The organism is Avrilella dinanensis (genome assembly GCF_002807015.1).
Lineage (GTDB): Bacteria > Bacteroidota > Bacteroidia > Flavobacteriales > Flavobacteriaceae > Flavobacterium > Flavobacterium dinanensis.
Map to the genome: position 1 here is coordinate 287,559 of NZ_NIPO01000001.1, position 12,359 is coordinate 299,917.

Sequence of the window (12,359 nt, forward strand, 5' to 3'; positions counted from 1 at the left end):
TTATTCAATACTATGCATTTAAATAACTTTGTCTTACAAAACAATATTGAAACACCGGCATATATTTATGATTTGCCCAATTTGAGAGAAATTTTGATAAAAGCCAAATCGGCTGCTGATAGATATGGCTATCATATACATTATGCTATTAAAGCAAATAATAATAATCGTATCTTAGATACTGTTCAATCCTTTGGATTTGGTGCAGATTGTGTAAGCGGTCGTGAAATAGAGCTGGCAATTTCTTCAGGATTTTCAAATGATGAAATTTTTTTTGCGGGTGTAGGTAAAACAGACGAGGAAATAGTTTTAGCTTTAAATAGCCATATTTTAGCTTTTAACGTTGAATCGGTTCATGAACTACAAGTAATAGGAGAATGGGCAAAAATATTGAATAAAAACGCCAGAATTGCTTTGCGGATTAATCCTGATGTCGATGCTCAAACACATCATTACATTACCACGGGATTACAAGAAAATAAGTTTGGTATTTTCTCACACGAAATCAGCACTGCTTTAGAAATTATTAGAACTAATGAACATTTAAAATTTGTCGGACTTCATTTTCATGTTGGTTCTCAAATTACTGATTTAACCGTTTTTAAAAATCTATGTTTGAAAGTTAATGAATGGAATCGTTGGTTTTCTGAAAGAGGATTTATACCTGAAATATTGAATTTAGGTGGTGGATTAGGTGTTGATTACAATCAACCCGACAGTGTTCCCGGAAAAAATTTTGAGGAATTCTTTGGTATTTTCCATCGTTTTTTGGAGCCATTATCTAATCAAAAAATACATTTTGAATTAGGAAGATCTTTGGTTGCTCAGTGCGGAAGTCTTTTATCGAGGGTGCTTTATATTAAAAACGGGCTCAGTAAGAATTTCGCCATTCTTGATGCAGGTATGACAGAGTTAATCCGCCCGGCTTTGTATCAGGCTTCTCATACTATACAAAATTTAAATAATAGTTCCGGCGAAACACATAAATATGATATTGTTGGTCCTATTTGTGAAAGCAGCGATTGTTTTGGCAAAGATATTTTTTTACAAAAACTGAGCAGAGGTAATATCATTGCTGTTCGTACTGCAGGTGCTTACGGCGAGGTAATGTCTTCACAATATAATTTGAGAAAACCACTGAGTATTTATTTTATTGAATAATATGTAGATTCGTATTTATCAGAAAGGTTGTACTTTTGCAACGAAAACCAATAACAATGATTTTATTTCATTATGAAACTGATTTTGCCCTTAAAACGGAAACCAATTATGCCAATTGGATTCGTTCTGTGGTTGAATCTGAAGGAAAAATAGTTGGAGAGATTAATTATATCTTCTGCGACGATGATTATCTGTATAATATCAATATTAATTATTTGAATCACAATACATTAACTGATATTATAAGCTTTGATTATACCGATGGTAACACTATTTCCGGCGATATTTTCATTTCTGTTGAAAGAGTGCGGGAAAATGCAGATGAATTAGGTATAAATTTTCATCAGGAATTGCTTCGGGTAATGTCGCATGGTGTTTTACATTATTGTGGCTACAAAGATAAATCTGATGTTGATGAAAAACTGATGAGAGAAAAAGAAGATGAGAAAATAAAAATGTTCCACGTGGAACATTTATAGTTTCAATATAAGTTTTTATATTTAAGTTTCGATGTTCCACGTGGAACAATATATTGATTTTATTATTTTAAAAATTAGGAAAAATGTTTCAAGATAGATATGATGTGGTGGTGGTAGGAGGAGGACATGCTGGTTCAGAAGCGGCAGCGTCAGCGGCCAATATGGGCATGAAAACCTTGCTGATTACAATGAGCCTGCAGAACATTGCACAGATGAGTTGTAATCCGGCAATGGGTGGAATAGCAAAAGGACAAATCGTTCGAGAAATTGATGCAATGGGAGGATATTCAGGAATTGTAACCGACAAAACTGCTATTCAATTCCGAATGTTGAATATGTCAAAAGGGCCAGCGATGTGGTCGCCAAGAGCACAATCAGATAGAATGCGTTTTGCTGAAACTTGGCGGTTGATGTTGGAACAAACGCCTAATTTGGATTTTTACCAAGACATGGTTTCTGGATTGATTATCGAAGGAAATCAAATTGTCGGAGTAAAAACACAACTTGGATTAGAAGTGTTTTCTAAAACCGTAATTCTAACCAACGGCACTTTTCTAAATGGATTAATTCATATCGGAGAAAAACAATTTGGTGGAGGGCGAGCAGGAGAAAAAGCGGCTTTTGGTATTACCGAAGATTTGGTTCGTTTAGGGTTCGATGCAGGAAGAATGAAAACCGGAACACCACCGAGAATCGATGGAAGAAGTTTGGATTATTCCAAAATGGAAGAACAACCCGGAGATGAAAATCCGGCAAAGTTTTCTTATTCTGACGAAACAAAACCGTTACAAAAACAGCGTTCTTGTTTCATGACTTATACTTCACCGGAGGTTCACGATTTGTTACGTGAAGGCTTTGACCGCTCACCGATGTTTACAGGAAGAATCAAAAGTGTCGGACCGAGATATTGTCCGTCAATCGAAGATAAAATTAACCGTTTTGCAGACAAACAACGTCACCAGATTTTTGTTGAGCCTGAAGGCTGGGATACCGTTGAAGTGTATGTAAACGGATTTTCAACTTCGCTACCAGAAGATGTCCAGGCAAAAGCTATCCGACAGATTGCCGGATTTGAAAAAGCTAAATTTTTCCGTCCAGGTTATGCTATAGAGTATGACTATTTTCCGCCTACACAATTGAAACATACGTTGGAAACAAAGTTGATTGATAACTTGTTTTTTGCCGGGCAGATCAACGGAACAACAGGTTATGAAGAAGCAGCTGCACAAGGGTTAATGGCCGGGATTAATGCGGCTTTGAAAGTGCAGGAAAAACAACCGCTTATCCTTCGCAGAAACGAAGCTTATATCGGTGTTTTGATTGACGATTTGATTACCAAAGGAACCGAAGAGCCTTATAGAATGTTTACTTCTCGGGCAGAATATAGAACGCTTTTGCGTCAGGATAATGCCGACTTTAGGTTAACAGAAAAATCTCATCGTATGGGATTGGCGTCCGAAAATCGCCTGAGAAGAATGGAAGAGAAGAAAAAAGAAACTGAAAAAATGCTTTCTTTTTTCAAAGAAACATCGGTTAAACCAGAAGAAGCTAATCTTGTTTTAGAAGAAAAAAATTCACTGCCGATGAAACAGGCAGACAAAATGTTTAAGGTTTTTTCTCGCCCGCAATTAGACTTAAATGATATATTACAATTCAAAGATGTTAAACAATATTTGGACGGAAATCAACTCGACGATGAGATAATCGAGCAGGTATATATTCAACTTAAATATTCCGGATATATTGAAAAAGAAATCAATAATGCGGAAAAACTAAATCGTTTGGAAGATGTAAAAATTCCAGATAATTTTGATTACGACAAAGTGAAATCCTTATCGTATGAATCCAGAGAAAAATTTAAAAAAATCAGACCGGCAACTATTTCTCAGGCATCGAGAATCAGCGGTGTTTCTCCATCGGATATTTCGATTCTGCTGATTCATATGGGGAGATAATTTTTAGTTTAAAGTTTATTAGTTTAAGGTTTAAAGTTGTTTAATTTGTAAGATTTCGAATACCTTGTAGAAAATACGGATAGATTAAATCTGTGAGCTGAAATCCGATAATTAAAAAATGTTCCACGTGAAACTATACTAAATATGAGAAACAAAATCATTAAAGATTACAGCGTTTCCCGCAAAGATTTCGAATTGAAATTTGATGCGGAAAATGAATTGTATCAAACTTGTTTTTCTGACTGGGAACATCTTGGGTCGTATTATAAATCTGAAAATTACATTTCACATACCGACGGCAAACGGAATTGGTTTGAAAAAATCTATCAAAAAGTAAAACGACATACGATTAAAACCAAGTGGAATCTGATTCGAAAATTTCATCATAAATCAGAATTATCGGTTTTGGATATCGGTTGCGGAACGGGTGATTTTTTAAAATATGGTATCGAAAAAAACCGATGTCATGGAGTAGGAGTAGAGCCGAATCTGGAGGCACGAAAAAGAGCTACGCAAAAAAATCTGAATGTGGTTGATGATTTAACTCAAGTGGAAAATGAAAAATTTGATGTCATTACACTTTGGCATGTTTTGGAACACGTTCCCGATTTAGATTGTTATTTTTCCTTCTTCAAAGAAAAATTGAACGATGACGGTTTGCTTGTGATTGCTGTCCCGAATTTCAAATCTTACGATGCAACTTATTATAAAGAGTATTGGGCAGCTTGGGACGTGCCCAGACATCTTTGGCATTTTAGTCAAACGAGCATTCAAAAATTAAGTCAGCCTTATGGGTTCAATTTAATACATACGAATCCGATGTATTTTGACAGTTATTATGTGTCACTGCTGTCGGAAGAATACAAAACCGGTCATAAAAATATCTTGAATGCTTTTCGCATCGGTTTTTTGTCAAATTGGAAAGCAAAACGTACAAAACAGTATTCTTCGCACATTTATTTACTGCAAAAATCAAATTAAAAAGATTTAAGCGTTTTTCTGACATAAAAAAGTATTCTTGGTAGCGAAATTTATTTTAAAGCCTTAAATCGAATTTATGAAAACAGATTTTAATCAATATTTCTTATCAAAAACAGATTAAGTATAAATATATGTTATAAGTGATAGTTTAAAGTCTATATGGGAAAATTCAAAAGTTAGCTTGAGTACTGAAAAACGGAATAATTATAAACATGAAATTCCAACTTGAAACAAAATTAACCTGAAACATTAAACAAACACTAATTAAAGTTAAACTCAGAAGTTTTAAAAAAAATATTACTTTTACACCAAAATTAAAAAGGAATGAAATTAAGACAATTTTTTATCGTTGCCGCTTTGGGTGTGGCATTTGTATCATGTGACAATAACAATACGAATTCAGAAAATCCTCAGCAAGAAAAAAAAGCTGACGCAAAAACCGCTTATATTGATACCGAGCGTTTGATGAAAGAGTATGAAGAGTCGAAAGATTTTGAAACCAAATATCAGGCGATGTCCGAGCGTATGCAAAACGAATTGGAAAGCGATATGAAAAAATTTCAGCGTGATGTGGAAGATTTGCAGAGAAACGCCCAGTCAAAAGGAATGCAGTGGGCTCAACAAAGAGAAGCTGAATTGACCCGTCGCCAGCAAACTTTGTTGCAAAAGGAGCAAAACTACATGAAGAAATTTCAAGAAGAAGGAGCTGTTGAACGCGATAGTTTGGTGACTAAAATGAAAGATTTTATCAAAACTTACGGAGCTGAAAAAGGCTATGATTATATCTACGGGACAGGCGATGCGGCTACAGTATTGTTTGCCAAAGACGAATATGATATTACCGACGAAATCATCAAATTGATGAACGAGGCTTATGGTAAAAAGGCTGAAGTACCGGCTGAAGAAGCAAAATCTGAAGAAAAGACAGAGGAAACCAAAAAGTAAAAAACCTTTTTTGAAAACCTATTTCTGACCTGTAAGTTTCCTGGAATCTTACAGGTTTTTTTATGAAATTTTTGCTAAATTCACGGCATGAATCAGATTTCCACCGAAGCCGATTGGGTACTCCGATACGCTAATCAAACCAATCAATCGATATTCCTGACCGGAAAAGCCGGTACGGGCAAAACTACTTTGCTCAGAGAGCTCGTGGCTTCCACACACAAAAACGTGGCAGTTGTTGCACCGACGGGTATTGCTGCACTCAACGCCAAAGGTGTGACCATTCATTCGTTGTTTTTACTGCCTTTTGGCACCTTTGTGCCCGATGATGATTTTGTTTCCGAGCATGTTCGTACCGAAAACAGACGCTCATTAAGAAGACATTTCCACTTCCGGAGTGAAAAAAAACGGCTGATTCAATCACTCGAATTATTGATTGTGGACGAAGTGAGTATGTTGCGTGCCGATGTGTTGGACGCTATGGATTTCATGTTACGGGTTATTCGCAGAAATAATCTGCCTTTTGGTGGTGTACAGCTGATTTTTATTGGTGATTTATTACAGCTTCCGCCGGTTGTCAAATCAGAAGAATGGAATGTTCTGCAACAATTTTATCAGGGAATTTATTTCTTCAATGCCAAAGTTTTGCAAGACTATCCACCTGTTTATATCGAATTGGACAAGGTTTTCCGGCAAACCGACCATGAATTTCTGGATATTTTGAACGCCATTCGGGAAAACAGGATTAACAATAAGCATTTGAGTATATTACAAAAATACGTCAATCCGAAATTTGATATCCGCAAAAACAAAGATACACTTGTGCTGACCACGCATAACCACAAAGCCGACAAAATTAACAACGAAGCATTAGCCGCTATTGAGGAAAAAGAATATGTGTTTGAGGCAGAAACCGTAGAGGATTTTCCGGAAAGATTATACCCGATGGAACACCAGTTGAGGTTGAAAAAAGGAGCAAAAGTGATGTTTATCAAAAATGATATTTCGTTTGAAAAGAAATATTACAACGGAAAAATCGGTGTCGTTCATGAAATTAACCCCTCCGAAATCAAAGTGAGGTTTCCGGAAGACAATGAAATTATCGAAGTGGATAAATATGAATGGCAGAATATCCGTTATTCGGTCAACAAAAATACCAAAGAGATTGAAGAAAAAATATTAGGAACTTTCACGCAATATCCGCTCAGGCTGGCTTGGGCAATCACGGTGCACAAATCTCAAGGGCTTACATTCGACCGTGCAGCGATTGATTTAAAGCAGGTTTTTGCTTCCGGACAGCTCTATGTAGCTTTGTCGCGGCTTCGTTCGTTAAACGGACTTATTTTACTCGATAACATCGACAATTCTTTGCTGATTCCGAACCGGGAAGTGGCTGATTATGCCAAAAACAAACCTGATGAACAACAGCTTGAACAATATTTTAATCATTCCGCAGCTCAATATCTTTATGAGAATTTGCTTAATTCATTCACATGGAAAGATTTTCAGCTACACTGGAAAAAATTTATGGACGATTTGCAGTTCAGTGGCGGGTCAGACAAAAAAAAACAGTATGCGGTTTGGGCTCAGAAACAATATGAGTCTATCGCTGATTTGGTTTCAAACGGAGCTAAATTCGTTAAGCAGTTAAAAATTAAATTTGCCGAAAATCCGCAGGCGATGGATTATTTTCAGCAACGGGTTTTTAAGGCATACGAATATTTTTTCCCGCGTTGGGACGCTTTGTATTTTGAATTATTGCACAACCTCGAACTCAGCAAAAGGCAAAAAGGAATGAAAGCCTTGGCAGAAGATTTGAGTGAGCTGGACAGCGAAATGTTGGATATTATGTTGCGTCTGGACAAAATTAACCAATGGTTGAAGGCTTTATCCGAAAATCAAACGATTGATAAAACTACGTTATATTCTGCGGATAAAGCTCAAATCAGGCTGAATCATCTGGTTGAAATTAAGCAGATTATCACTAAAAATTATTTGCATTTTGAAGATGATATTTATGAAGAAGACCAGCCGAAGAAAAAGCCTAAAAAGGACAAAAAACCAACGATAGACATCACGTTTGAACTATGGTCGCAAAAACTCAGCATTGCCGAAATCGCCCGTGAACGCAAGCTCACAGAAGGTACGATTTACGGACATTTGTCCAAACTCGTCGAAGCCGGAAAGGTTGATATCAATGATTTGTTACCGTCCGATTTGATTAGCAAAATGCAAATCGCCTATGACCAAAACGAAATTTCTGACTTATCAGCCCTCAAAAATGCGGTAAATGACGACAACATTTCATGGGACGAACTTCGGTTGTTTATGAAAAGTCAAAGAGCTAATCATCAAGGTTTATAACTGTGACGAAGTGACGGAGTGACGATTGTGACTGCTAATGGCTTTTGGCTATTGCCTAATCAACTAATTACTTTTCACCAACTTAAAAGTTTCGGTTTTGTTTTGGCTGATTATTTCCATAAAGTAAATTCCGGCAGATAAATGAGCGGTGTTCAGTTCTGTTTTTTCGGTAAAATGTCGTTGATCTATTAATTTTCCGCTGATGTCAAATAATCTCATTTCTGCAGGTTTAGAAGAAGAAACAGTTTCAATATAAATCTGATTTTCAAAAGGGTTCGGATATATGCGGAATCTTTTTTGAATAGGTGTGTTTTCGTTGCTTAATGCTATCGCCATAGCGGCTTCCATATTAGGCAAAGGACCAATGTTGCCGTCATCACCCGGAGATTGAGGTATGCCTGAGTCTTTGAGAATATCGGCAATCTGCATTCCTGTAAGATATTCGCCAGTATGGTCGTAATAGTATGATTGCAAAACCGCAGCACAAGACGCAACAATAGGTGTTGCCGAACTGGTTCCGCTAAACATCGTATAAGCCTGATTCATATCATTTCCGATTTTGGCGAAATCGCCATATCCTGTGCTGAGCACATTCCAGCCCCAACCTTGCAAATCAACTCTGGAACCATAGGTGCTGAAATAAGCTCTCGAATGTTGCAAATCCGGGCTTCCTGCCCCGACAATAATCGCTCCGCTGTGTCCGCGTTGCATATAATTATCATATTGAGGAGCGTCCAGGTTCTGGTTTCCGTTTCCGGCTGCGGCAACGATGACAATTCCGGTATCGGTGGCCGCTTTCGTCAAATCCCAAACGCTGTATTCATATTCGGCTGTGACATATTTCGGGTCGTCTTCCGTCCAGCCTGCACCGCCGGTTTGCAGTTCGTATATAATAATTTCGCCTGGAGCACTGTTTTGAATTGCCAGCGAAATAGCTTGCACACGGTTGTAGCCATACTCATACGTGTATTCCGAAAACAAAACTGCTTCTTCAATATCATGAGCCAATCCGGTCACGCCATATTCTCCGTTGTGTCCGGCAATCACGCCGAATGTTCCGGTTCCGTGCTCCCAGTAATCCTCATAACTTACCGGGGTATAATCCTCAGCAAACCGAATGTGTGGTGAATCATTAAATTCTTCGTGAGATGAATTAAAACCGAGTTCTACATTTTTTACTTTGATATTCTGCCCGGTATATCCAAGATTCCACGCATATTCCATGTTCACTCCCGGGTTTTCGTAAATATAAATCTGACTGTCGGTGTAATCAGGTGTCTCCGGAGCAATATCATACGGTGGCGGAATAATTTTTTGGTTTACTTTTTCACAATATCTCACGCTCGGAAAGTTTTGTAATTGCCGGAGTAATTCGATTTCTTCCTCGTAGGTTAGGTTGTGTATTTGTATATCAAAAGTGTTTCGAATGTTGTGAATTGATTCCGCATTACCACTAATTTTAATGGCTTGCTTTTCCATTTCCTGCAATCGCTCTTCCGTAAAGGCAAAAGAATAGGTTGTTTGTGCATTGTAATTGGTCAGTAAATCATCGACTTGGTGGCGAACTTTTGAATTCGGTTCAAAGGCAATCCTGAAAGTAATGTCCTGAGCAAAAGATATTTGTATAAAAAATACTACTAAAAATGAGTATAGGTATTTCATTGTAAAAAATTTAGAATGTAAATATAACAAAAAAACCTTCTGAATTTTCAGAAGGTTTTTGGAGGCATCTAGCGGATTCGAACCGCTGTACGAGGTTTTGCAGACCTCTGCCTAGCCACTCGGCCAAGATGCCGGTTCAATCGGACAGCAAAGCTACTATTTTTATTTATATTTCAAAAATATTTTTGCCGAATTATGTTCTATGCTCTTCCAAAGCAATAGTAACCATTTCCACATCGCCTCCGATAGGCGGATTAATTTTGGATACTTCTATCCGGATTACATTAACCATTTTTATTTCCGAGAAAACCCGGTTGATGATGCGTTGAGCTACATGCTCGAGTAATTTTGAACGAATTGCCATTTCTTCTTTTACGATAGCGTTCAGATGTACATAATCGACTGTGTCAGGCAAATCGTCGGTATGGGTAGAGGTGCTTAAATCAGCTTCTATTTCTAAATCTACCCGATAATCGGACCCGATTTTAGCTTCTTCTTCCAGGCAACCGTGATTGGTAAAAACACGAATGTTTTGCAGTTTGATAATTCCCATATTTTTGTTGATAAAACAAACTGCCGGGGAAGTATATCTATTGTTAAACTGAGCTTGCCTCAACTTCTACGAGATTCTGAAACAAGTTCGGAATGACGATGCAATGGATAATACTTCCCCGACAGATTTAAAAATTAATTACCAGATTTTAACTCTTTCTTCCGGTTTGATATACAATTTATCTCCCTCTTTAATATCAAACGCGTCATACCACGCATCTACATTTTGCAACGGCACATATGCTCTGTAATGCCCTGGTGCATGCGGGTCGGTTTTTACCTGATTTTTAATGGCCTCGTCTCTGGCTTTTGTTCTCCAGATTGTTCCCCATGAAATAAAGAAACGTTGTTCAGGTGTATAGCCGTCAATCAAACCAGGGTCTCCATTTTCTTTCAGGAAAATTTTCAGTCCGTCATAAGCCGCATTAACTCCGCCTAAATCTCCGATATTTTCTCCTAAGGTAAATTTACCATCAACAAACACGCCCGGAAGTGGTTCTAAAGCACTGTATTGGTCTGCCAGTTTGTTTCCAAGCTCTGTAAAACGTTCCAAATCACCGTCTGTCCACCAGTTATTCAGGTTTCCGTCTTTGTCATAACGAGCTCCGGAATCATCAAAACTATGTGAAATTTCATGACCGATTACCGCTCCGATTCCGCCGTAGTTAATAGCCTCATCTGCTTTGTAATCATAGAATGGCGGTTGCAGAATAGCTGCCGGAAATACGATTTCGTTATACAACGGGTTAAAATAAGCATTTACTGTTTGAGGAGACATTCCCCAACGGGTTTTATCAACCGGTTTGCCGTAATCAGCTATGTTTTTAGCTACACTCCATTTCTCGGCATTTTTCATATTTTCAAAATGATTTCCTCCTTCGGCAGGCGATTTGATGGTCATTGCCGAATAATCTTCCCATTTGTCAGGATAACCGATTTTAACCGTTGTTGTTGCTAATTTTTCCAATGCTCCTTTTTTGGTTTCTTCGTCCATCCAAGGTAGTGCTTTGATTCGCTCTCCAAAAGCAGTCAGTACATTTTTAATCATTGCCTGTGCTTTTTCTTTGGCTTCCGGCGGGAATTTTTTAGCTACATATAATTGTCCTAATGCTTCACCAACTGTGCTGTTCACTACGGCTAAGGCTCTTTCCTCTACCGGGCGTTGCTCTTTGGCTCCTTGAAGGGTTTTGGAATAAAACTCCCAATTGGCTTTCTCCATTTCTGTTGACAGGTAGCTTGCACTGCTGTTTACCAAAGTCCATTTCAGATAGGCTTTGATATCATCAATATGCTGAGCAGACAAGATAGTTGTCAGTTCCTTCATGTATTTAGGCTGAGAAACGATTACTTTATCTACATTTTTCAATCCTGTTGCATCCAGATAAGCCTGCCAGTTTACGTTTGGTGTCAGCTTTTGAAGCTCTTCCACAGTCATCGGATTATAAGTCAGGCGACTATCTCTGCGTTCAACTCTTGTCAATCGAGGTTCTGCCATTTTGGTTTCGATAGCTAAAACACGTTTGGCATCTTCAGCAGCATTTTCTTTCGATTCTCCGGACATTTCCAACATACGGGCAACATGAGCCACATACTGCTCACGTTTTTCTTTCATATCCTCATCGTCTAGCACATAGTAATCTCTGTCGGGCAACCCTAAGCTGCCTGTGCCGATATAAACCGCATTTTCGTTTGAGCTTTTGGCATCGGCATATACATAAACGGAATAAATTCCTAAACCGCCTTCATTGGCCAGCTCGTTAATCAAATTATTAACATCTTCCGGCGACTGAACGGCATTTATTTTTTCCAGATAGGGTTTTAACGGCTCTACGCCCAATTCGTTTCGCTTCGTTTCATCAAGATAAGTCTCAAAAACAGCAACAGCTTTTGCTTGGTCAGATTTCGGGTCTAAATCTTGATTTTCGGCAGCTTCTTTTAAAATTTCCAAAGCGTCCTTATCCGTGTTTTGTCTTAATTCGTCAAAACTTCCCCAACGGGTACGGTCATCAGGAATTTCGGTTTTGTCGTACCAGGCTCCGTTTACATATCGGAAAAAATCATCGCCGGGTGTAACGGATTTGTCCATATATTCCAAATTGATGCCGTGTGCTTCCTCAGCTTCCTTGGTGTTTTTACAGCCAGCCAAAGTGACTACCGCAAAAACAGAAACCAATAATGTTTTTTTATTCATTATTTTAATTTTTTGTTTGATTGACAAATATAGAAAAAAATAGGCATAAAAAAGGCAATGCGGAAAGCATTG

At 38.0% G+C, this 12,359-nt stretch carries 9 protein-coding genes and 1 tRNA gene; 6 read left to right on the forward strand and 4 right to left on the reverse strand.

All coding sequences use genetic code 11. The annotated features are described in order from the left end of the window. The first annotated feature begins 12 nt into the window (after positions 1–12). From lysA to CDL10_RS11545, 6 genes are all read left to right on the forward strand, one after another. Positions 13–1,161 carry a diaminopimelate decarboxylase gene (gene lysA, locus CDL10_RS01410; protein WP_100676873.1) on the forward strand — a complete coding sequence of 383 codons (1,149 nt, stop codon included), beginning with the start codon at positions 13–15 and terminating at the stop codon, positions 1,159–1,161. A gap of 56 nt (positions 1,162–1,217) precedes the next feature. Further along, positions 1,218–1,640 (forward strand): rRNA maturation RNase YbeY, encoded by a 423-nt coding sequence (gene ybeY, locus CDL10_RS01415; RefSeq protein WP_100676874.1) that lies wholly within the window; start codon positions 1,218–1,220, stop codon positions 1,638–1,640. A gap of 83 nt (positions 1,641–1,723) precedes the next feature. Next, positions 1,724–3,595 (forward strand): tRNA uridine-5-carboxymethylaminomethyl(34) synthesis enzyme MnmG, encoded by a 1,872-nt coding sequence (gene mnmG, locus CDL10_RS01420; RefSeq protein ID WP_100676875.1) that lies wholly within the window; start codon positions 1,724–1,726, stop codon positions 3,593–3,595. Between the two features lie 144 nt (positions 3,596–3,739). Further along, positions 3,740–4,576, forward strand: a complete 837-nt coding sequence (locus tag CDL10_RS01425; protein ID WP_100676876.1) for a class I SAM-dependent methyltransferase — start codon at positions 3,740–3,742, stop codon at positions 4,574–4,576. 324 nt (positions 4,577–4,900) lie between these two features. Then, positions 4,901–5,521, forward strand: a complete 621-nt coding sequence (locus tag CDL10_RS01430; protein ID WP_100676877.1) for an OmpH family outer membrane protein — start codon at positions 4,901–4,903, stop codon at positions 5,519–5,521. Positions 5,522–5,608: 87 nt separating this feature from the next. Next, positions 5,609–7,882, forward strand: coding sequence for a helix-turn-helix domain-containing protein (locus CDL10_RS11545; protein WP_100676878.1), 2,274 nt, complete (start codon positions 5,609–5,611; stop codon positions 7,880–7,882). A 63-nt stretch (positions 7,883–7,945) separates the two neighbouring features. Here CDL10_RS11545 and CDL10_RS01440 read toward each other — a convergent pair whose 3' ends face one another. From CDL10_RS01440 to CDL10_RS01455, 4 genes are all read right to left on the reverse strand, one after another. Further along, positions 7,946–9,544, reverse strand: coding sequence for a S8 family peptidase (locus tag CDL10_RS01440; protein WP_100676879.1), 1,599 nt, complete (start codon positions 9,542–9,544; stop codon positions 7,946–7,948). A gap of 59 nt (positions 9,545–9,603) precedes the next feature. Further along, positions 9,604–9,677 (reverse strand) — tRNA-Cys (locus CDL10_RS01445). Positions 9,678–9,737: 60 nt separating this feature from the next. Then, a complete protein-coding gene (folB, locus tag CDL10_RS01450) occupies positions 9,738–10,097 on the reverse strand; it encodes a dihydroneopterin aldolase (RefSeq protein ID WP_100676880.1) in 360 nt (119 codons plus the stop codon). Positions 10,098–10,235: 138 nt separating this feature from the next. Then, positions 10,236–12,287 (reverse strand): M13 family metallopeptidase, encoded by a 2,052-nt coding sequence (locus tag CDL10_RS01455; RefSeq protein WP_100676881.1) that lies wholly within the window; start codon positions 12,285–12,287, stop codon positions 10,236–10,238. Between the last annotated feature and the right edge of the window lie 72 nt (positions 12,288–12,359).

Bases quoted from the DNA above. Each gene is read 5' to 3' on its own strand.
- CDL10_RS01425 (WP_100676876.1), top strand. From the start codon at position 3,740: ATGAGAAACAAAATCATTAAAGATTACAGCGTTTCCCGCAAAGATTTC.
- CDL10_RS01455 (WP_100676881.1), bottom strand. From the start codon at position 12,287: ATGAATAAAAAAACATTATTGGTTTCTGTTTTTGCGGTAGTCACTTTG.
- lysA (WP_100676873.1), top strand. From the start codon at position 13: ATGCATTTAAATAACTTTGTCTTACAAAACAATATTGAAACACCGGCA.
- folB (WP_100676880.1), bottom strand. From the start codon at position 10,097: ATGGGAATTATCAAACTGCAAAACATTCGTGTTTTTACCAATCACGGT.
- ybeY (WP_100676874.1), top strand. From the start codon at position 1,218: ATGATTTTATTTCATTATGAAACTGATTTTGCCCTTAAAACGGAAACC.
- mnmG (WP_100676875.1), top strand. From the start codon at position 1,724: ATGTTTCAAGATAGATATGATGTGGTGGTGGTAGGAGGAGGACATGCT.
- CDL10_RS01440 (WP_100676879.1), bottom strand. From the start codon at position 9,544: ATGAAATACCTATACTCATTTTTAGTAGTATTTTTTATACAAATATCT.
- CDL10_RS11545 (WP_100676878.1), top strand. From the start codon at position 5,609: ATGAATCAGATTTCCACCGAAGCCGATTGGGTACTCCGATACGCTAAT.
- CDL10_RS01430 (WP_100676877.1), top strand. From the start codon at position 4,901: ATGAAATTAAGACAATTTTTTATCGTTGCCGCTTTGGGTGTGGCATTT.